18 protein-coding genes and 2 tRNA genes are annotated in these 20,351 nt (G+C 57.9%); 16 read left to right on the forward strand and 4 right to left on the reverse strand.

Translation table 11 applies throughout. The annotated features are described in order from the left end of the window. Window positions 1-4: 4 nt before the first annotated feature. From pmrB to dacB, 3 genes are read right to left on the reverse strand one after another with little or no spacing between them, the layout of a single operon-like run. Window positions 5-1,066 carry a two-component system sensor histidine kinase PmrB gene (pmrB, locus tag QOL81_RS12550; RefSeq protein WP_070913674.1) on the reverse strand — a complete coding sequence of 354 codons (1,062 nt, stop codon included), beginning with the start codon at window positions 1,064-1,066 and terminating at the stop codon, window positions 5-7. Beyond that, window positions 1,063-1,725, reverse strand: a complete 663-nt coding sequence (gene pmrA, locus QOL81_RS12555) for a two-component system response regulator PmrA (protein WP_019453348.1) — start codon at window positions 1,723-1,725, stop codon at window positions 1,063-1,065. Before pmrA ends, pmrB begins: the two co-directional genes overlap by 4 nt. 8 nt (window positions 1,726-1,733) lie before the next feature. Then, window positions 1,734-3,167: a serine-type D-Ala-D-Ala carboxypeptidase gene (dacB, locus tag QOL81_RS12560; protein ID WP_048232490.1), complete on the reverse strand. Its 1,434-nt coding sequence runs from the start codon at window positions 3,165-3,167 to the stop codon at window positions 1,734-1,736. A 256-nt stretch (window positions 3,168-3,423) separates the two neighbouring features. Here dacB and greA point away from each other — a divergent pair, with 256 nt between their 5' ends. After that, entirely contained in the window at window positions 3,424-3,900 is a 477-nt protein-coding gene (greA, locus tag QOL81_RS12565; RefSeq protein WP_004933539.1) for a transcription elongation factor GreA, read from the forward strand. Between the two features lie 112 nt (window positions 3,901-4,012). Here the strand turns inward: greA and yhbY are convergent, their stop codons facing one another. After that, entirely contained in the window at window positions 4,013-4,306 is a 294-nt protein-coding gene (gene yhbY / locus QOL81_RS12570) for a ribosome assembly RNA-binding protein YhbY (RefSeq protein ID WP_004933536.1), read from the reverse strand. A gap of 143 nt (window positions 4,307-4,449) precedes the next feature. Between yhbY and rlmE the strand changes: the two genes are divergently transcribed. The 15 genes from rlmE (at window position 4,450) to nlpI (ending at window position 20,305) form a co-directional block, all read left to right on the forward strand. Further along, window positions 4,450-5,079 carry a 23S rRNA (uridine(2552)-2'-O)-methyltransferase RlmE gene (gene rlmE / locus QOL81_RS12575; RefSeq protein ID WP_004933533.1) on the forward strand — a complete coding sequence of 210 codons (630 nt, stop codon included), beginning with the start codon at window positions 4,450-4,452 and terminating at the stop codon, window positions 5,077-5,079. 56 nt (window positions 5,080-5,135) lie between these two features. Then, window positions 5,136-7,067, forward strand: a complete 1,932-nt coding sequence (gene ftsH, locus QOL81_RS12580) for an ATP-dependent zinc metalloprotease FtsH (RefSeq protein WP_004933529.1) — start codon at window positions 5,136-5,138, stop codon at window positions 7,065-7,067. A gap of 92 nt (window positions 7,068-7,159) precedes the next feature. Continuing rightward, complete coding sequence (folP, locus tag QOL81_RS12585; protein WP_033648673.1) at window positions 7,160-7,996, forward strand: dihydropteroate synthase; 837 nt, start codon at window positions 7,160-7,162, stop codon at window positions 7,994-7,996. 4 nt (window positions 7,997-8,000) lie between these two features. After that, entirely contained in the window at window positions 8,001-9,338 is a 1,338-nt protein-coding gene (glmM, locus tag QOL81_RS12590; RefSeq protein WP_038879137.1) for a phosphoglucosamine mutase, read from the forward strand. A gap of 220 nt (window positions 9,339-9,558) precedes the next feature. Then, entirely contained in the window at window positions 9,559-9,894 is a 336-nt protein-coding gene (secG, locus tag QOL81_RS12595; RefSeq protein ID WP_004933519.1) for a preprotein translocase subunit SecG, read from the forward strand. A 70-nt stretch (window positions 9,895-9,964) separates the two neighbouring features. After that, a tRNA-Leu gene (locus tag QOL81_RS12600) sits at window positions 9,965-10,051 on the forward strand. Between the two features lie 60 nt (window positions 10,052-10,111). Further along, window positions 10,112-10,188: transfer RNA gene (locus QOL81_RS12605), tRNA-Met, on the forward strand. Between the two features lie 217 nt (window positions 10,189-10,405). Beyond that, complete coding sequence (gene rimP, locus QOL81_RS12610; protein ID WP_028127574.1) at window positions 10,406-10,858, forward strand: ribosome maturation factor RimP; 453 nt, start codon at window positions 10,406-10,408, stop codon at window positions 10,856-10,858. Window positions 10,859-10,879: 21 nt separating this feature from the next. After that, complete coding sequence (gene nusA, locus QOL81_RS12615) at window positions 10,880-12,388, forward strand: transcription termination factor NusA (RefSeq protein WP_019453340.1); 1,509 nt, start codon at window positions 10,880-10,882, stop codon at window positions 12,386-12,388. A gap of 23 nt (window positions 12,389-12,411) precedes the next feature. After that, complete coding sequence (gene infB, locus QOL81_RS12620) at window positions 12,412-15,099, forward strand: translation initiation factor IF-2 (protein ID WP_004933511.1); 2,688 nt, start codon at window positions 12,412-12,414, stop codon at window positions 15,097-15,099. A 70-nt stretch (window positions 15,100-15,169) separates the two neighbouring features. Then, complete coding sequence (rbfA, locus tag QOL81_RS12625) at window positions 15,170-15,580, forward strand: 30S ribosome-binding factor RbfA (RefSeq protein WP_004933508.1); 411 nt, start codon at window positions 15,170-15,172, stop codon at window positions 15,578-15,580. Next, entirely contained in the window at window positions 15,580-16,524 is a 945-nt protein-coding gene (truB, locus tag QOL81_RS12630; RefSeq protein WP_060421943.1) for a tRNA pseudouridine(55) synthase TruB, read from the forward strand. Before rbfA ends, truB begins: the two co-directional genes overlap by 1 nt. Window positions 16,525-16,648: 124 nt before the next feature. Next, complete coding sequence (rpsO, locus tag QOL81_RS12635) at window positions 16,649-16,918, forward strand: 30S ribosomal protein S15 (protein WP_004933502.1); 270 nt, start codon at window positions 16,649-16,651, stop codon at window positions 16,916-16,918. Window positions 16,919-17,174: 256 nt separating this feature from the next. After that, a complete protein-coding gene (pnp, locus tag QOL81_RS12640; protein ID WP_047729246.1) occupies window positions 17,175-19,292 on the forward strand; it encodes a polyribonucleotide nucleotidyltransferase in 2,118 nt (705 codons plus the stop codon). Between the two features lie 128 nt (window positions 19,293-19,420). Beyond that, the gene (gene nlpI, locus QOL81_RS12645) at window positions 19,421-20,305 is read left to right on the forward strand and encodes a lipoprotein NlpI (protein WP_004933495.1); all 885 of its coding nucleotides are present in this window, start codon (window positions 19,421-19,423) and stop codon (window positions 20,303-20,305) included. Window positions 20,306-20,351 lie beyond the last annotated feature (46 nt).

Consider the following 20,351-nt stretch of genomic DNA (forward strand, 5'->3'; position numbering starts at 1 on the left):
CTTGTTATTTGAGCGCCTTTTCCGGCAGCCAGCACTGGGCGTTCAGGCCGCGGGCATCACGGCGGTTTTCCAGCGTCAAACGCCCCTGGTGCAACTGCACGATGCGGATCACGATATTCAAGCCCAGCCCGCTGCCGCCGTAGCGTTGATCCATGCGGCGAAACGCCTGCGTCAGCTCCCCGACCATCTCTTCCTTGATCCCCGGGCCATCGTCGATGACCTGCAGCAGATAGCCGCTGTGCTGCGGCGTTAACCGCACCTGTATCTCGCCGTCTTCCGGGCCGTAACGGTGGGCGTTTTCGACCAGGTTGCGCAGCAGCAGCCGCAGCAGCACCGGATCGCCGTTCACCGCGGCGGTTGCCGGCAATTGCCAGTCCAGCGTCTGCGCGCGTTGGGCGGTCATTTCGCCGAGTTCTTCCTGCAGCGGCTGAATCACATCGGCCACCCAATCGAAATGCTGGTAATGACCGCTGGCGAAGTCTTGCCCGGCGCGTGACAGCATCAGCAGTTGCTCAACGGTGTGCATCAGCTGATCGATGCGGGCGATCAGCGCTTGGCTGCCTTTGACGCCCTGTTTCTCCATCAGTTCCAGATGCAGGCGAATGCCGGCCAGCGGCGTGCGCAGTTCGTGGGCCGCGTCGGCGGTGAACAGGCGCTCCTGCTGGATGGTGTTGTCCAGCCGCGAGAACAGCTGATTGAGCGCATTGGTGACCGCCACCATCTCCAGGCTGTCGCTGTTGATTGGCAGCGGCGTCAGGTTATCGGCAGAGCGCTTTTCCAGCCGCTGCTGCAATTGGTTGAGCGGGCGGGTGATCCAGCTGATGGCCCAGAACGACGCCAGCAGCGTGACGATCATCATGATCAGCGACGGCGCCAGCAGCGACGCGATGGCCTCGGCTATCTCGGTATCGACGCGCTCGCTGCGCACTTTGGCGGACAAGGTTTCGTCCACCAGGAAGCTGATCTGTTCCTGGCTTTCGTGCCACAGCCAGAAGGCGCTGATGAGCTGCGTGACCAGCAGGATCAGCGCCAGCATCAGCAGCAGGCGGCGGCGCATGCTGATCATGAAGAAGGTTCCAGACGGTAGCCGATGCCGCGCACGGTGCGGATGCGATCCTTGCCCAGCTTGCGGCGCAGGTTGTGGATATGCACTTCCAGCGTGTTGGAGCCCAAATCGTCTTGCCAGGTGTAGAGATCCTGCTGCAGGAGTTCACGGTTGACCGTTTGGCCGGCGCGCATGATAAGACGCGCCAGAATGGCGAACTCTTTCGGCGTAACCTCCACCGGCTGCTGCTGCAGGTAGACCTGCTGGCTGGAGAGGTTCAGCTGCAGGTCATCCACCTGCATCAGATTGTCGCTGTGGCCCTGGTAGCGCCGCAGGAGGGCGCGCACGCGTGCCTGCAGTTCAACCAGCGCGAAGGGTTTGACCAGGTAGTCGTCGGCGCCGGCGTCCAGCCCGTCGACGCGATCTTCCAGGGCGTCGCGGGCGGTCAGGATCAGCACCGGCAGATCGATCTGCTGGCGGCGCCACTGCCGCAGCAGCGCGGCGCCGTCCATGTCCGGCAGGCCGAGATCCAGGATCACCATGCTGTATTGGCTGGTGATGAGCAAGCTGTTGGCCTCCGCCGCCGTGGCGGCGCAGTCGCAGACGTAGCCTTCGCCGGTCAGCGCCAGCGCCAGCCCCTGTTGCAGCAGTTCATCATCCTCAACGACCAACAGCTTCATGACGATCCTCAGTTGTTTTGGTAAATATCCCGATACAGGCGGCTTTCGAAGCGTACCAGCGGTGCGCGGCGCTGTTTCTGATCTTCCGGCGGTACGGCGTAGCCGGAAAGATACTGCACGAAGGCCATGCGCTGGCCGCTGGCGGTGGTGATGAAGCCCGCCAGGTTGTACACGCCCTGCAGCGCGCCGGTCTTGGCCGACACTTTGCCGTCGACGCCGGCTTCGTGCAGGCCGCCGCGGTAGCGCAAGGTGCCGTCATAACCGGACAGCGGCAGCATCGAGATGAAGTTCAGCTCGTTGTCGTGCTGCGCGATGTACTGCAACGCCTGCATCATGGTCGCCGGCGCCAGCAGATTGTGGCGCGACAGGCCGGAACCGTCAGCGATGATGGTATTGCCCAGATCGATGCCGGCCTTCTGGCGCAGCACCTGCCGTACCGCATCGGAACCGGCTCGCCAGGTGCCCGGCACGCCGAAGCGTTCGTGGCCGATGGTGCGGAAGACGGTATCGGCGATCATATTGTCCGATTTCTTCAGCATGATCTTCAACAGATCGTGCAGCGGCGCCGACTGGGTTTGCGCGATCACCGTGCCGGTGATGCCGGGGCGCGTCTGGCGTTTCAAATGCCCGTCGATCTGGATGCCGGCCTGCGTCAGCTCGTCTTTCAGGATGGCGCCCGCGTAGCTGGCACCGTCCTGGATGGCGAAGGCCAACGGCAGCGGTTCGCTGCGCTGCGTCAGGCAGCCGGTCAGGGTAAAGCGGTTCAGCTCGCCCGGCACCACGTCCAGTTCGCAGTACTGCGCGTCAGCGGAGCCGCGTGCCAGGGTGCGCACCTGGCTAAACATATTGACCGGATAATAGGAGGCGACGCGGATAAACGCCATGTCGCCCGGGTTCGGCGCGCTGTAGAGCGAGACCGAGAAACAGTTGCGATCGACGATGGCGGCGGCCGGCGGCGCGCTGAAGCACTGCGTCAGATCGTTCCACGGCCAGCCGGGCGCCTTGTCATGGCTGGCGAAGACCGAGGTGTCGACCAGCACGTCGCCGCTGATTTGGCGCACGCCCTGCTTCTTCAGGACGGCCACCATATTGCGCAGGCTCTGGCGTTTGAAAGTCGGATCGCCGCTGAAGCGGGCAATCAGGTTGCCGCGCAGCACGCCGTCGCGAATATCGCCCTGGCTCTCCAGCGTGGTGGTGAAACGGTAATCGGGCCCGAGTTGCAATAGCGCAGCCAGCGCCGTCAGCACTTTTTGGGTACTGGCCGGCAGCGCCATCTGCTGAGAGTGGTAATCGATCGTCGGCGCGCTGGCGCCGATCTTCTGAACGACCAGGGCAAGGTTGGCCCCATCAGGCAGATATTGTGTGTACTCTTCAACCGGGGCCGCATTCGCATTCAGAACAAATGCGCAAGCCAATGCACTGACAATTCGTGAAAAACGCATAATCTCGGGATAACAGCTGGATAACGTGCCGTCATACTACGGTGCAATCAGGGAAAAAGTAAACGATGACCCTCAAGGAACTCTAGGCTAAAATGCGTATCAAAATGCAAAACCGATCTTGGCTTGGGCCCCGTTCCGAGTCAGGTTTCTTTTGTTTGTCGCCTGGAGGCGGGTGGCGGTATGCCAACCGTGTTTTCATACGAACACGTCAGGATGACGGTTATTTGAACAGGAAAGATTTAGAGGTATTTATACGATGAACCAAATTCCGATGACCTTGTTTGGCGCTGAAAAACTGCGCGAAGAGCTCGAATATCTGAAAAGCGTGCGCCGTCCGAAAATCATTGCGGACATCGCGGAAGCGCGCGAACACGGCGATTTGAAAGAGAATGCCGAGTACCACGCCGCCCGCGAACAGCAGGGTTTCTGCGAAGGTCGCATTCAGGAAATCGAAGCCAAGCTGTCCAATGCTCAGGTGATCGATATCACCAAGATGCCGAACACCGGCCGGGTGATCTTCGGCGCCACCGTATCGGTGATGAATCTGGACAGTGAAGAAGAAGTGACTTACCGCATCGTTGGCGACGATGAGGCCGATTTCAAGAAAAATCTGATTTCGGTAAACTCGCCGATGGCGCGCGGCCTGATCGGCAAAGAGCAAGACGATGTGGTGGTGATCAAAACCCCTGGCGGCGACGTCGAGTATGAGATCCTGAAGGTTGAGTATCTCTGATCGCGGCCGTTGGTCATTAATGCGCCAACGTTTTGTAAAGATAGGAAAAAGGCCGCAAGCGGCCTTTTATCTTGGTCAGGCGCATGGCACCTTTTCGTTAACCTGATGGTTATTAACGCGGTAGACTGATCTTGCGCTCTTTCGACGGGCGGTAAAGAATAAGCGTGCTGCCGATAACTTGCACATTGCAGGCGCCCGTTTCACGCACAATAGCGTCGGCGATCAGGGTTTTGGTTTCGCGATCTTCAGCGGCGATTTTCACCTTGATCAGCTCATGATGCTCCAGAGCCTGTTCAATTTCAGCCAGCACCCCTTCGGTAAGACCGTTATTGCCCAGCATCACCACCGGTTTTAACGGATGCGCCAGGCCTTTCAGGTGCTGTTTTTGTTTATTATTCAGATTCATTGTCTTTTTTGCTTAAGTTGGGATTGAAAACGGTACATTCTACCGCCATCTCATGTATATCACCAAATCGGTCTTCACCGGTGTGAGTCTACGTGAGCAGCGACCCTGACATAAGACTCTTTTTATGATAGTTGGAAAACGAGATGGCTAATAAAAAGCGTTCGGCTAGCTCCAGTCGCTGGTTACAAGAACACTTTAGCGATAAATATGTACAGCAGGCACAGAAAAAGGGACTGCGTTCCCGTGCCTGGTTTAAACTTGATGAAATACAGCAGAGCGACAAACTGTTCAAACCGGGCATGACCGTGGTTGACCTGGGTGCCGCACCGGGCGGCTGGTCGCAGTATGTGGTCACCCAAATCGGCGGTACCGGGCGCATCATCGCCTGTGATATTTTGCCAATGGATCCTATCGTTGGCGTCGATTTCCTTCAGGGCGATTTTCGTGATGAACTGGTGCTGAAGGCGCTGTTGGAACGAGTAGGCGAGAGTAAGGTTCAGGTGGTCATGTCCGATATGGCCCCGAATATGAGTGGCACCCCGGCGGTCGATATTCCAAGGTCGATGTATCTGGTGGAGTTGGCGCTGGATATGTGTCGTGATGTCCTCGCACCAGGCGGAAGTTTCCTGGTGAAGGTGTTCCAGGGAGATGGCTTTGACGAGTACCTACGGGAAATTCGCTCCCTGTTTACGAAGGTTAAGATTCGTAAGCCAGACGCTTCCCGCGCCCGTTCGCGCGAAGTGTACATTGTAGCGACAGGGCGCAAACTGTAGTACCCTAACGCTGTTTGTTAACACAGTTGTAAGATGAGGTTAATCCCTTGAGTGACATGGCGAAAAACCTAATTCTCTGGTTAGTCATCGCGGTAGTGTTGATGTCTGTATTCCAGAGCTTTGGGCCCAGCGAGTCGAATGGCCGTAGGGTGGATTACTCTACCTTCATGTCCGAACTGACCCAGGACCAGGTTCGCGAAGCGCGAATCAACGGACGTGAAATTAACGTTACCAAGAAAGACAGTAACAAATACACGACCTACATCCCTGTCAACGATCCTAAGTTGCTGGATACGTTGTTAACGAAGAATGTGAAAGTGGTCGGCGAGCCGCCTGAAGAGCCGAGCCTGCTGGCTTCTATCTTTATCTCCTGGTTCCCGATGCTGTTGCTGATCGGGGTCTGGATCTTCTTTATGCGGCAAATGCAGGGCGGCGGCGGCAAGGGCGCGATGTCCTTCGGCAAGAGCAAGGCCCGCATGCTGACGGAAGACCAGATCAAGACCACTTTCGCCGATGTCGCCGGTTGTGACGAAGCGAAAGAAGAGGTGAGCGAACTGGTGGAATACCTGCGCGAGCCGAGCCGTTTCCAGAAATTGGGCGGCAAGATCCCGAAAGGCGTGCTGATGGTTGGCCCGCCGGGGACCGGTAAAACGCTGCTGGCGAAAGCGATCGCCGGCGAAGCGAAGGTGCCGTTCTTCACCATTTCCGGTTCTGACTTCGTCGAAATGTTTGTCGGTGTGGGTGCATCCCGCGTGCGCGACATGTTCGAACAAGCGAAGAAAGCCGCGCCGTGCATCATCTTCATCGATGAAATCGACGCCGTCGGCCGCCAGCGTGGCGCCGGCCTGGGTGGCGGTCACGATGAGCGCGAGCAGACTCTGAACCAGATGCTGGTTGAGATGGACGGTTTCGAAGGCAACGAAGGCATCATCGTCATCGCGGCCACCAACCGTCCTGACGTGCTTGACCCTGCGCTGCTGCGTCCGGGCCGCTTCGACCGTCAGGTCGTGGTCGGGCTGCCGGATGTGCGTGGCCGTGAGCAGATCCTGAAGGTGCACATGCGCCGCGTGCCGTTGGCTGCCGACATCGACGCCTCCGTCATTGCGCGCGGAACGCCGGGCTTCTCCGGTGCCGACCTGGCTAACCTGGTCAACGAAGCGGCGCTGTTCGCTGCCCGCGGCAACAAGCGCGTGGTGTCGATGGTGGAGTTCGAGAAAGCCAAAGACAAGATCATGATGGGTGCGGAACGTCGCTCCATGGTGATGACCGAAGCGCAGAAAGAGTCGACCGCGTATCACGAAGCGGGCCACGCCATCATTGGCCGCCTGGTTCCTGAACACGATCCGGTACACAAGGTGACGATCATTCCTCGTGGCCGTGCGCTCGGCGTGACCTTCTTCCTGCCGGAAGGGGATGCGATCAGCGCCAGCCGTCAGAAGCTGGAGAGCCAAATCTCCACTCTGTATGGCGGCCGTCTGGCGGAAGAGATCATCTACGGGCCGGAAAAAGTCTCTACCGGTGCGTCGAACGACATCAAAGTGGCGACCTCCATCGCCCGCAACATGGTGACCCAATGGGGCTTCTCCGAGAAGCTGGGGCCGCTGCTGTATGCGGAAGAAGAGGGTGAAGTGTTCCTGGGCCGTTCCGTGGCCAAGGCGAAGCACATGTCGGATGAAACCGCGCGCATCATCGACCAGGAAGTGAAGTCGCTGATCGAGCGTAACTACACGCGTGCTCGCTCGCTGTTGATGGAAAACATGGACATCCTGCACTCGATGAAGGATGCGCTGATGAAGTACGAAACCATCGATGCGCCGCAGATCGACGATCTGATGAACCGCAAAGACGTGCGTCCGCCGGCGGGTTGGGACGATGCGAACAAAGGCAACAGTTCCGACAACGGCGGCACCCCGAAAGCCCCGACGCCGGTAGATGAGCCGCGCACCCCAACGCCGGGCAACACAATGTCCGAACAGCTCGACAAGTAACAGCGGCTGTGTAATAACATCAAACCCCGGTACGCCGGGGTTTTTTTTTGCCCGGCGGGCAGTGAACCAGGCAACAGTAAGGTGGACCAACCATGCAGTTAACCGTGCGCGACATGACGCTCAACCTCTCCCATCCGCAGGTGATGGGTATCCTCAACGTGACGCCGGATTCGTTTTCCGACGGCGGCCGCCACAACACCCTGAACCAGGCGCTGCTGCACGCGCATGCGCTGATTTCGGCCGGTGCCACGATGATCGACATCGGCGGTGAATCGACCCGGCCGGGGGCGGCGGAGGTGAGTGAAGAGGAAGAATTGGAACGGGTCGTGCCGGTGGTGGAAGCGCTGGCGCAGCGTTTTGAAGTCTTTATCTCGGTCGATACCTCGAAAGCGGGCGTGATCCGCGAATCGGCACACGCCGGTGCACACCTGATCAACGACATTCGCTCGCTGCAGGAGCCAGGTGCTCTCGCGGCGGCGGCGGAAAGCGGCCTGCCGGTTTGCCTGATGCACATGCAAGGGCAGCCGCGCACCATGCAGCAGGCACCGCACTACGACGATCTGATCGCTGACGTTCAGGCGTTTTTCGAGCACCATATTCGGCGCTGCAACGAGGCGGGGATAACAAATCAGAAATTGCTGCTCGACCCAGGCTTCGGTTTCGGTAAAAATTTGGCGCACAACTATCAGCTTCTGGCCCGGTTGTCGGAGTTTCATCGTTTCGGTTTGCCGCTGCTGGTCGGCATGTCGCGAAAATCGATGATAGGACAACTGCTGAACGTGCCTCCGGATCAACGGGTTATCGGCAGCGTGGCCTGCGCGGTGATCGCGGCGATGCAGGGCGCGCAGATTGTCAGAGTGCATGACGTTAAAGAAACCGTCGAGGCGATGCGTGTCGTCGAGGCAACACTTTCAGCTAAGGGACAGTAGAGACATGAGCGAGCGCAAATATTTTGGCACCGACGGCATCCGTGGCAAGGTTGGGGACAGCCCCATCACGCCGGACTTCGTGCTGAAGCTGGGCTGGGCGGCGGGTAAAGTGCTGGCGCGTCACGGTTCGCGCAAGATCATCATCGGTAAGGACACGCGCATCTCCGGTTATATGCTGGAGTCCGCTCTGGAGGCCGGCCTGGCGGCCGCAGGGTTGTCCGCCTCCTTCACCGGGCCGATGCCCACCCCGGCGGTGGCTTATCTGACGCGCACCTTCCGCGCCGAAGCGGGTATCGTTATCTCCGCGTCGCATAACCCGTTCTATGACAACGGCATCAAGTTCTTCTCGATCGATGGCGCCAAGCTGCCGGACAACGTTGAAGAAGCGATCGAAGCCGAGATGGAAAAGCCGCTGACCTGCGTGGAGTCCGCCGAGCTGGGTAAAGCCAGCCGCATCATCGACGCCGCCGGCCGCTACATCGAATTCTGCAAAGGCACCTTCCCGAGCGAGCTGAGCCTGAAGGGGCTGAAAATCGTGGTCGACTGCGCCAACGGGGCGACTTACCACATCGCGCCGAGCGTGCTGCGCGAGCTGGGCGCCACGGTGATCGCCATCGGCGTTGAGCCGGACGGCATGAACATCAACGAAAAATGCGGCGCCACTGACGTGCGTCAGCTGCAAGAGCGCGTACTGAAGGAAAAAGCGCACGTTGGCCTGGCGTTCGACGGCGACGGCGATCGCGTGATGATGGTGGACCACCTGGGCAACAAGGTGGACGGCGATCAGATCCTGTACATTATCGCCCGTGAAGGCCTGCGTCAGGGCCAGCTGCGCGGCGGCGCGGTCGGCACCCTGATGAGCAATATGGGCCTGGAACTGGCGTTGAAACAGCTGGGCATTCCGTTCGCTCGCGCCAAAGTGGGTGACCGTTACGTGCTGGAGAAGCTGCAGGAGCTGGGCTGGCGCATCGGTGCGGAAAACTCCGGCCATGTGATCCTGCTGGACAAAACCACCACCGGCGACGGCATCGTGGCCGGGCTGCAGGTGCTGACCGCCATGGTGCGCAACCACATGAGCCTGCATGACCTGTGCAGCGGCATGAAGCTGCTGCCGCAGATCCTGGTCAACGTGCGCTTCGCCGGCGATCACAACCCGCTTGAGTCCGACGCGGTGCGTAAAGTCACCGAGCAGGTGGAAGCCGAGCTGGCCGGCCGCGGCCGGGTGCTGCTGCGCAAATCGGGCACCGAACCGCTGATCCGCGTGATGGTGGAAGGCGAGGACGAACAGCAGGTGACCGCGCTGGCGCATCGCATCGCCGACGCGGTGAAATCCGCAGGTTAAAACAGACAGTTAGCCGCCGGGCTCGGCGAAGCTGAGCCCGAGCAGGCGATTGTTGGCGTTTTTTTCCGCAAACGCGCCGGCGGCTGCAAATTGCCCTTGCGCGGGTTGGCGGCTTTGGTTAGTATTCACACCCGCTTCAGTAGGCAGTTTATAAAAACGCCTGCTTGATGAGTGTGAAGCATTTGGCATGCGGTGAGGCCGCAAGGATACGGGTACTACTATGTACGAAGCTCTTCTGGTAATTTTCCTGCTGATCTCAATCGGGCTGGTTGCTCTGATTATGCTGCAGCAAGGTAAAGGCGCTGATATGGGAGCCTCTTTCGGAGCAGGTGCATCAGGCACGTTGTTCGGTTCGAGTGGTTCCGGTAACTTTATGACCCGCATGACTGCTGTGCTGGCGACGCTGTTCTTCGTCATCAGCCTGATTCTGGGCAACCTCAGCAGCAACCAAAGCAAGAAAGGCAGCGAGTGGGAAAACCTGGGTCAGCCAGTGAAAACTGAGCAGACAACCGCGCCGGCAGCACCTGCCAAGCCGAGCAGCGATATCCCGCAGTAAGCCGCAACAAAGTTTGAAAACGGTGGTTGTGAACTCGAAAGAACAACGGCCGTTAGCAGTAAGAATCAGTACCGAGGTGGTGGAATTGGTAGACACGCTACCTTGAGGTGGTAGTGCCCTAACGGGCTTGTGGGTTCGAGTCCCATCCTCGGTACCAAATCCCAGAGATAACTTGCAATTTTGCGATTATCGGCGTAGTATTTGCCACGTTTTCGGACGCGGGGTGGAGCAGCCTGGTAGCTCGTCGGGCTCATAACCCGAAGGTCGTCGGTTCAAATCCGGCCCCCGCAACCACTTTCCTTTAAGTGTTTATTTTCAAATACACTTTTCGATTGAAACCCGCTTTTCTCGATCAACATTTGAAAATGACACTTGCTCGAAAGTTGTACCGAGGCCGCCTAGCGGCAAACAGGGTCCAGTTGCATAAAGCCCCGATTTTTCGGGGTTTTTTGTTATTTGGCAACAGAATCACTGGGCTATTTAGCCCTTTTTTTATGTCTTGGGGGTGGGCTTGTCCACATTAGAGCAACAGTTAACAGAGATGCTTTCGGCACCGGTAGAAGCGTTGGGCTTTGAGCTTGTAGGCATCGAATTCATTCGTGCGCGCCAATCGACGCTCCGCATCTATATTGATAGTGATAACGGCATCAATGTTGATGATTGCGCTGATGTCAGCCACCAGGTCAGCGCTGTATTGGACGTCGAAGATCCAATCACGGTCGCTTACAACTTGGAAGTCTCCTCTCCTGGCCTTGATCGCCCGATGTTCACCGCTGAGCACTATACGCGTTTCCTCGGTGAAGAAGTCAGCCTGGTCCTGCGCATGGCGGTACAAAACCGTCGCAAGTGGCAGGGTATTATCAAGTCTGTCGAAGGCGAGATGATCACGGTTACTGTGGAAGGGAAAGATGAAGTGTTCGCGCTGAGCAACATCCAGAAAGCGAACCTGGTACCCCACTTTTAAAGTTTGGAAGAGGCAACTAGGATGAACAAAGAGATTCTGGCTGTTGTTGAAGCAGTTTCCAATGAAAAATCCCTTCCGCGCGAGAAGATTTTCGAAGCGCTGGAAACTGCATTAGCCACCGCAACCAAGAAAAAATACGAGCAGGAAATCGACGTGCGCGTCAGCATTGACCGCAGAACCGGCGATTTCGATACCTTCCGCCGTTGGGTCGCCGTAGATGAAGTGACTCAGCCAACGCGTGAAATCACGCTGGAAGCCGCTCAGTTTGAAGACCCGAGCATCGAGCTCGGCGGCTACGTCGAAGATCAGATCGAATCCGTGACCTTTGACCGTATCACCACCCAAACCGCCAAGCAGGTTATCGTGCAGAAAGTGCGCGAAGCCGAGCGTGCGATGGTGGTTGACGCTTTCCGTGAACACGAAGGTGAGATCGTCACCGGCGTGGTGAAGAAAGTGAACCGTGACAGCATCGCGCTGGATCTGGGCAACAACGCCGAAGCGGTGATTGGCCGTGAAGACATGCTGCCGCGCGAAAACTTCCGCCCGGGCGACCGCATTCGCGGCGTACTGTACGCCGTGCGTCCTGAAGCTCGCGGCGCGCAGCTGTTCGTCAGCCGTTCCAGCTCGGAAATGCTGAAAGAACTGTTCCGCATCGAAGTGCCGGAAATCGGCGAAGAAGTGATTGAAATTAAAGCGGCAGCCCGCGATCCTGGCTCCCGCGCGAAAATTGCAGTGAAAACCAACGACAAGCGCATCGACCCGGTCGGTGCCTGCGTAGGTATGCGCGGTGCGCGCGTTCAGGCCGTGTCGAGCGAGCTCGGCGGCGAACGTATCGACATCATCCTGTGGGATGATAACCCCGCGCAATTCGTCATCAACGCCATGGCGCCGGCCGACGTCGCGTCGATCGTGGTAGACGAAGATAACTGCACCATGGATATCGCCGTTGAAGCCAGCAACCTGGCGCAGGCGATCGGCCGTAACGGCCAAAACGTGCGTTTGGCTTCCCAGCTGCTGAAACAACACCGCGGCGACGATCGTTGGGAACTGAACGTGATGACGGCGGACGACCTGCAGGCCAAGCACCAGGCCGAGGCTCATGCCGCTATTGATACCTTCACCAAGTATCTTGATATCGACGAAGATTTCGCCACCGTACTGGTTGAAGAAGGCTTCTCCACGCTGGAAGAGCTGGCCTACGTGCCGATCAAAGAGCTGTTGGAAATCGACGGTCTGGATGAAGATACGGTTGAAGCATTGCGCGAACGCGCCAAAGCTGCATTGACCACGCTGGCCCTGGCACAAGAAGAAAGCCTGGGCGACAACAAACCGGCCGACGATTTGCTCAACCTGCCGGGTCTTGAGCGCAGCATGGCCTTTAAACTGGCCGCGCGTGGGGTTTGTACGCTGGAAGATCTTGCCGAGCAGGGTGTTGACGATCTGGCTGATATTGAAGGGCTTAGCGACGAGCAAGCCGGTGAGCTGATCATGGCTGCACGCAATATCTGTTGGTTTGGCGACAACGCGTAATAACTGTAGCAGGAAGGAACAGCATGACGACAGATGTAACCGTAAAATCGCTGGCAGCAGAGATTCAGACTCCGGTTGATCGCCTGGTACAGCAGTTTGCTGATGCAGGGATCAACAAGTCCGAGTCGGACTCTGTTACCCAGCAAGAAAAAGAAACATTGCTGGCGCACCTGAACCGTGAACACGGCAGCGCGCCGGGTAAACTCACTTTGCAGCGCAAAACGCGCAGCACCTTGAATATCCCGAGCACCGGCGGTAAAAGTAAATCGGTGCAAATTGAGGTCCGCAAGAAACGCACTTATGTAAATCGCGATACGCAGGAAGCCCAGTTGGCTGAAGCGGCAGAGCAGGCACAGCGTGAAGCGGAAGAGCAGGCACGGCGCGAAGCGGAAGAGCTCGCAAAACGCGAAGCGGAAGCGAAGCGCGCTGCCGAAGAGCAAGCCAAACGTGAGGCCGCGGAGATTGCTAAGCGTAATTCAGCGGAAAAAGAAAAAGTGACCAATCAACATACCGACGAAATGACCAAGCCAGCTCAGGCGGAAAAAGCACGCCGTGAAGCCGAAGCCGCTGAACTGAAACGCAAAGCGGAAGAGGAAGTGCGCCGCAAGGTTGAAGAGGAAGCCAAGCGCGTGGCGGAAGAAGCCCGTCGCATGGCCGAAGAGAACGGCGAGAAGTGGGCCCAGGCAGACGCGGCAAGCGCCGCGGTTGAAAGCGCCGACTATCACGTGACCACCTCTCAGCACGCCCGTGCCGCAGAAGACGAGAACGACGCCAAAGTTGAAGGCGATCGTCGCAGCCGCACCCGCGGCGGCAAAGCCACCAAGCAGAAGAAAGGTAACAAGCTGTCCGAGTCCAAAGCGGACCGCGAAGAAGCGCGTGCCGTTACCCGTGGCGGTAAAGGCAAACGCAAGCCTAGCGCTCTGCAGCAGGGCTTCAACAAGCCGGCGCAGGTGGTTAACCGTGACGTGGTGATCGGCGAAACCATCACCGTGGCCGAGCTGGCCAACAAGATGGCGGTAAAAGGTTCTCAGGTCATCAAAGTGATGATGAAGCTGGGCGCCATGGCCACCATCAACCAGGTTATCGACCAGGAAACCGCACAGCTGGTTGCCGAAGAGATGGGCCACAAAGTTATCCTGCGTCGTGAAAACGAGCTGGAAGAAGCGCTGATGAGCGACCGTGATACGGGCGCTGCGGCCGAGCCGCGTGCGCCGGTCGTGACCATCATGGGCCACGTTGACCACGGTAAAACCTCTCTGCTGGACTACATCCGCTCCACCAAAGTGGCGGCGGGCGAAGCCGGTGGCATCACCCAGCACATCGGTGCCTACCACGTAGAAACCGAGAACGGCATGATCACCTTCCTGGATACCCCGGGCCACGCCGCGTTTACCTCGATGCGTGCTCGCGGTGCTCAGGCGACTGACATCGTGGTTCTGGTAGTGGCGGCCGACGACGGCGTGATGCCACAGACCATCGAAGCTATCCAGCACGCGAAAGCGGCGCAGGTGCCGTTGGTGGTTGCGGTGAACAAAATCGACAAGCCGGAAGCCGATCCGGACCGCGTTAAGCAGGAACTGTCTCAGTACGGCGTTATGCCGGAAGAGTGGGGCGGCGAAGCGCAGTTCGTCCACGTGTCCGCGAAAGCCGGTACCGGTATTGACGAGCTGCTGCAGGCTATCCTGCTGCAGGCCGAAGTGCTGGAGCTGAAAGCGGTTCGCAGCGGCATGGCGAGCGGCGTGGTGATCGAGTCCTTCCTGGATAAAGGCCGTGGCCCTGTGGCTACCGTGCTGGTTCAGGAAGGTACGCTGAACAAGGGCGACATCGTCCTGTGCGGCTTCGAATACGGCCGTGTGCGTGCGATGCGTGACGAGCTGGGCCGTGAAGTGACCTCCGCCGGTCCGTCTATCCCTGTGGAAATCCTGGGTCTGTCCAGCGTGCCTGCAGCGGGTGATGAAGCGACCGTGGTGCGTGACGAGAAGAAAGCGCGTGAAGTGGCGCTGTACCGTCAGGGCAAGTTCCGCGAAGTCAAACTGGCGCGTCAGCAGAAGTCCAAGCTGGAAAACATGTTCGCCAACATGACCGACGGCGAAGTGTCCGAGCTGAACATTGTACTGAAGTCCGACGTACAGGGTTCTTGCGAAGCGATCAGCGACTCGCTGCTGAAACTCTCCACCGACGAAGTGAAGGTGAAGATTGTCGGCTCCGGCGTAGGTGGTATCACCGAAACCGACGCGACGCTGGCTGCGGCTTCCAACGCCATCATCCTGGGCTTCAACGTGCGTGCCGACGCTTCTGCGCGCCGCGTAATCGAAGCGGAAAGCCTGGATCTGCGTTACTACTCCGTGATCTATAACCTGATCGACGAAGTGAAGCAGGCGATGAGCGGTATGCTGGCGCCGGAATACAAGCAGCAGATCATCGGCCTGGCCGAAGTGCGCGACGTGTTCAAATCGCCTAAGTTCGGCGCTATCGCCGGCTGTATGGTTACCGAAGGGACCATCAAGCGTCACAACCCAATCCGCGTACTGCGCGACAACGTGGTTATCTATGAAGGCGAGCTGGAATCCCTGCGCCGCTTCAAAGATGACGTTAACGAAGTCCGTAACGGTATGGAATGTGGTATCGGCGTTAAGAACTATAACGACGTGCGCGTCGGCGACATGATCGAAGTGTTCGAAATCATTGAGATCCAACGCACCATCGCTTAACGATTGCACATCTGCTTATATCTGTTTACGGGGGGCCTTTGTGCCCCCCGATTTGTCTGGAGAATCCAAAATGGCAAAAGAATTCAGCCGCGGTCAACGCGTGGCGCAAGAGATGCAGAAAGAGATTGCGATCATTCTGCAGCGTGAAGTGAAAGATCCGCGCGTCGGCATGGCGACCGTTTCCGGCGTGGAAGTGTCCCGCGACCTGGCGTATGCCAAGGTTTACGTCACCTTCCTGAACGTGCTGACCGAGAACCACGATCCGGATCTGGTCACCAACGGCATTAAAGCGTTGCAGGACGCTTCCGGCTACATCCGCACCCTGCTGGGCAAAGCGATGCGCCTGCGCGTGGTGCCGGAGTTGACCTTCGCCTACGACAACTCCCTGGTGGAAGGCATGCGCATGTCCAACCTGGTGACCAACGTGGTGAAGAACGACGCCGAGCGCCGTTCCGCCTCAGGCGATGACAAGGAGGATTAATGAGTCGCCCTCGTCGCCGCGGCCGTGATATCCACGGCGTGCTGTTGCTGGACAAGCCGCAGGGCTTGTCATCCAACGATGCGCTGCAAAAAGTAAAACGCCTGTACAACGCCAACCGAGCGGGCCACACCGGCGCGCTCGATCCGTTGGCGACCGGCATGCTGCCTATCTGCCTGGGCGAAGCGACCAAGTTTTCGCAATACCTGCTCGACTCCGACAAGCGTTATCGGGTGATCGCCAAGCTGGGGCAGCGTACCGATACCTCCGACGCCGACGGCCAGATCGTGCAGGAGCGTCCGGTGAACTTCACCCAGGCGCAGCTCGACGCGGCGCTGGACACCTTCCGCGGCGACATCCAGCAGGTGCCGTCGATGTATTCGGCGCTGAAATACCAGGGCAAGAAACTCTACGAGTATGCGCGCCAGGGGATTGAAGTGCCGCGCGAAGCGCGCAGCATCACGGTGTACGAACTGCAGTTTATCCGCTGGGAAGGGGATGAGCTGGAGCTGGAGATCCACTGCTCGAAAGGCACCTACATCCGCACCATCACCGACGATCTCGGCGAGCTGCTGGGCTGCGGTGCGCACGTGATCTATCTGCGCCGCCTGCAGGTGGCGACTTATCCGATCGCGCGCATGGTGACGCTGGAACAGCTGAACGCTTTGCTGGCTCAGGCGCAGGAACAAGACATCGCGCCCGGCGAGCTGCTCGATCCGTTGCTGATGCCGATGGACAGCCCGGTTGAGAACTATCCGGAAGTGAATTTGCTGCCGGTGGTGGCGGGCTACGTCAAGCAGGGGCAACCGGTGCAAGTGGCCGGCGCGCCGGCTTCCGGCCTGGTGCGTATCACCGAGGGTGAAGAGCGAAAATTCATCGGCGTTGGTGACATCGCCGAGGACGGTCGCGTGGCGCCGCGCCGCCTGGTGGTCGAGCATTTCGACTGACGGCGGGGCACTGCGTCGCCTTGCGATCGCACTGCGCTAAGAGTAGAATGGCGCAGCTTATGCATTGGGTTGCTGAATTAGAGATCGGCGCCTGTTTTTATTATCTATAATCTGGAGTATTACAATGTCTCTAAGTGTTGAAGCTAAAGCTCAAATCGTAGCTGATTTCGGTCGTGGTACTAACGACAGCGGTTCTACCGAAGTTCAGGTTGCCCTGCTGACTGCGCAGATCAACCATCTGCAAGGCCACTTCTCCGAGCACAAAAAAGATCACCACAGCCGTCGTGGTCTGCTGCGTATGGTTTCTCAGCGTCGTAAGCTGCTGGACTACCTGAAGCGTAAAGATGTAGCACGTTACACCAGCCTGATCGAGCGTCTGGGTCTGCGTCGCTAATCTAGCAAGTTTCAGTGGAAAGGGGCCTATTTTGGCCCCTTTCTTCTAGGAAGCATAAGCAAATCAGGTTAATGTATTACTGATGTTTCCAAACAGGTTCTTCCGTTACAGAGGTTCGCGCGGCTAATGAGAGGCTTTATCTCCCGCCTGAGATAAGGATTGTCATTAGTCGCGAGGATGTAGTGAGAAGGCAAATCGAGTCACAGGCGTGTCGAGTCGTCAATGCGATTGCGCGCCGCTAATCAAGGATATAATTTTGCTGACACCGATCATTCGCAAATTCCAGTATGGCCAGCATACCGTCACCATCGAAACCGGTATGATGGCTCGTCAGGCCACTGCCGCCGTTATGGTGAGCATGGATGACACCGCCGTATTCGTTACCGTCGTTGGCCAGAAAAAAGCCAAGCCGGGCCAGAGCTTCTTCCCGCTGACCGTTAACTACCAAGAGCGTACCTACGCCGCCGGCCGTATCCCGGGTAGCTTCTTCCGTCGCGAAGGCCGTCCGAGCGAAGGCGAGACGCTGACTTCCCGTCTGATTGACCGTCCGATCCGCCCACTGTTCCCGGACAGCTTCCTGAACGAAGTTCAGGTGATCGCGACCGTGGTTTCCGTTAACCCGCAGGTGAACCCGGACATCGTCGCGATGATCGGTGCTTCCGCGGCCCTGAGCCTGTCCGGTATCCCGTTCAACGGCCCAATCGGCGCAGCGCGCGTAGGTTACATCAACGACCAGTACGTACTGAACCCAACGACTGACGAACTGAAAGAAAGCCGTCTGGATCTGGTGGTTGCCGGTACTGCGGGTGCGGTGCTGATGGTTGAATCCGAAGCGGACGTGCTGAGCGAAGACCAGATGCTGGGCGCCGTGGTGTTCGGCCACGACCAACAGCAAGTGGTTATCGAAAACATCAACGCGCTGGTTGCCGAAGCCGGCAAGCCGAAGTGGGATTGGCAGGCGCCTGCGGTCAACGAAGCGCTGCACGCGCGCGTGGCCGAACTGGCCGAAGCTCGCCTGGGCGACGCTTACCACATCACCGAAAAACAAGAGCGCTACGCTCAGGTTGACGCGATCAAAGACAGCGTCGTTGAAACCCTGCTGGCGCAGGACGAGACTCTGGATGCCTCTGAAATTCAAGACATCCTGGGCAACGTCGAGAAAAACGTGGTGCGTAGCCGCGTACTGCGTGGCGAGCCGCGTATCGACGGCCGTGAAAAAGACATGATCCGTGGCCTGGACGTGCGCACCGGCGTACTGCCGCGCACCCACGGTTCCGCGCTGTTCACCCGTGGTGAAACTCAGGCGCTGGTTACCGCGACCCTGGGCACCGCGCGCGACGCACAGAACCTGGACGAGCTGATGGGCGAAAAGACCGACAGCTTCCTGTTCCACTACAACTTCCCTCCGTACTCCGTGGGCGAAACCGGCATGGTCGGTTCACCTAAGCGTCGTGAAATCGGTCACGGTCGCCTGGCGAAACGCGGCGTATTGGCTATGATGCCTAAACCAGAAGATTTCCCGTACACCGTTCGCGTGGTGTCTGAAATCACCGAATCCAACGGTTCTTCTTCCATGGCTTCCGTGTGCGGCGCGTCTCTGGCGCTGATGGACGCCGGTGTGCCAATCAAGGCTGCCGTTGCGGGTATCGCGATGGGCCTGGTGAAAGAAGCCGATAACTTTGTGGTTCTGTCCGACATTCTGGGTGACGAAGATCACCTGGGCGACATGGACTTCAAAGTGGCCGGTAGCCGCGACGGTATCACCGCGCTGCAGATGGACATCAAAATCGAAGGCATCACCCGCGAAATCATGCAGGTGGCTCTGAACCAGGCCAAGGGCGCGCGTCTGCACATCCTGGGCGTGATGGAACAGGCTATCAGCACCCCGCGCGGCGATATCTCCGAATTCGCACCGCGTATTCATACTATCCGCATCAACCCGGATAAAATCAAAGACGTGATCGGTAAGGGCGGTTCCGTTATCCGCGCACTGACCGAAGAGACTGGCACTACCATCGAAATCGAAGATGATGGTACAGTTAAAATCGCTGCGACCGACGGTGAGAAAGCGAAATTCGCTATCCGTCGTATCGAAGAGATCACGGCAGAGATCGAAGTGGGCCGTATCTATCAGGGTAAAGTGACCCGTATCGTTGATTTCGGCGCGTTCGTCGCCATCGGCGGTGGTAAAGAAGGTCTGGTACACATTTCTCAGATCGCCGACAAGCGCGTCGAGAAAGTGACCGACTATCTGCAGATGGGTCAGGAAGTGCCGGTTAAGGTACTGGAAGTTGACCGTCAGGGCCGCGTGCGTCTGAGCATCAAAGAAGCGATGGCGCCGGAAGCGGGTTCACCTGCGCCTGAAGCAGAATAACTGTATAGATAGTTTTACAGCTCCCCGCCATGGGGTTGGGAGCTGTTCGTATCGCGCGGGTAGGATGCCCGCGTATTAGCAAACGGAGGACAGGACGTTCATCCAATGTTTGTCTTCGGGAGTGGGAAATGAAGCCTTTCTTGCGCTGGTGTTACGTTGCGACAGCACTCATGCTGGCAGGATGCAGCAACCATGATTGGCGTAAAGACGAAGTTTTGGCAATCCCGTTGCAGCCAACGTTGCAGCAGGAAGTGATCCTGGCGCGCATGGAACAAATTCTTGCCAGCCGGGCACTGACGGACGACGAACGCGCACAGCTTTTATATGAGCGCGGTGTGCTGTATGATAGCCTCGGGTTACGTGCATTAGCGCGCAATGATTTCTCGCAGGCGCTGGCGATACGTCCCGACATGCCGGAAGTTTTCAACTACCTGGGCATTTACTTAACGCAGGCAGGCAATTTTGATGCTGCCTATGAAGCGTTTGATTCTGTACTAGAGCTTGATCCAACTTACAATTACGCGCGTTTAAACCGGGGCATCGCACTGTATTATGGCGGCCGCTTCCCGTTGGCGCAGGATGATCTGCAGGCGTTTTATCAAGACGACCCAAACGATCCCTTCCGTTCGTTATGGCTGTATCTGGTGGAGCGAGAAATCGATCCCAAGAAGGCCGAGGTAGCGCTTCAGCAGCGCTATGACAAAGCGGACAGAGGGCAATGGGGATGGAATATTGTCGAATTCTACCTGGGCAAGATCAGCGAAAAAACGCTGATGGAACGCCTCAAGGCAGATGCAACGGATAACACTTCGCTCGCTGAGCATCTCAGTGAAACTGACTTCTATTTGGGTAAACACTACCTGAGTCTGGGGGACAAGGACACCGCTTCGGCGCTGTTCAAACTGACGGTGTCTAACAACGTTCACAACTTCGTTGAGCACCGCTATGCATTGTTGGAATTGGCGCTTTTGGGCCAAGAGCAAGACGACCTATCGGAATCGGACCAGCAATAGCTGACGAACACCTATCAGCCTGATGGACATTGGTTTTTAACCAAAG

Origin of the sequence: Serratia sp. CC22-02, from assembly GCF_900182895.1 — a bacterium.
Taxonomy (GTDB): domain Bacteria; phylum Pseudomonadota; class Gammaproteobacteria; order Enterobacterales; family Enterobacteriaceae; genus Serratia; species Serratia nevei.

Coding starts and splice junctions, on each gene's coding strand:
- secG (WP_004933519.1), top strand. CDS start 9,559: ATGTACGAAGCTCTTCTGGTAATTTTCCTGCTGATCTCAATCGGGCTG.
- nlpI (WP_004933495.1), top strand. CDS start 19,421: ATGAAGCCTTTCTTGCGCTGGTGTTACGTTGCGACAGCACTCATGCTG.
- pmrB (WP_070913674.1), bottom strand. CDS start 1,066: ATGATCAGCATGCGCCGCCGCCTGCTGCTGATGCTGGCGCTGATCCTG.
- greA (WP_004933539.1), top strand. CDS start 3,424: ATGAACCAAATTCCGATGACCTTGTTTGGCGCTGAAAAACTGCGCGAA.
- ftsH (WP_004933529.1), top strand. CDS start 5,136: ATGGCGAAAAACCTAATTCTCTGGTTAGTCATCGCGGTAGTGTTGATG.
- folP (WP_033648673.1), top strand. CDS start 7,160: ATGCAGTTAACCGTGCGCGACATGACGCTCAACCTCTCCCATCCGCAG.
- infB (WP_004933511.1), top strand. CDS start 12,412: ATGACGACAGATGTAACCGTAAAATCGCTGGCAGCAGAGATTCAGACT.
- truB (WP_060421943.1), top strand. CDS start 15,580: ATGAGTCGCCCTCGTCGCCGCGGCCGTGATATCCACGGCGTGCTGTTG.
- nusA (WP_019453340.1), top strand. CDS start 10,880: ATGAACAAAGAGATTCTGGCTGTTGTTGAAGCAGTTTCCAATGAAAAA.
- glmM (WP_038879137.1), top strand. CDS start 8,001: ATGAGCGAGCGCAAATATTTTGGCACCGACGGCATCCGTGGCAAGGTT.
- rpsO (WP_004933502.1), top strand. CDS start 16,649: ATGTCTCTAAGTGTTGAAGCTAAAGCTCAAATCGTAGCTGATTTCGGT.
- rlmE (WP_004933533.1), top strand. CDS start 4,450: ATGGCTAATAAAAAGCGTTCGGCTAGCTCCAGTCGCTGGTTACAAGAA.
- rbfA (WP_004933508.1), top strand. CDS start 15,170: ATGGCAAAAGAATTCAGCCGCGGTCAACGCGTGGCGCAAGAGATGCAG.
- pmrA (WP_019453348.1), bottom strand. CDS start 1,725: ATGAAGCTGTTGGTCGTTGAGGATGATGAACTGCTGCAACAGGGGCTG.
- dacB (WP_048232490.1), bottom strand. CDS start 3,167: ATGCGTTTTTCACGAATTGTCAGTGCATTGGCTTGCGCATTTGTTCTG.
- yhbY (WP_004933536.1), bottom strand. CDS start 4,306: ATGAATCTGAATAATAAACAAAAACAGCACCTGAAAGGCCTGGCGCAT.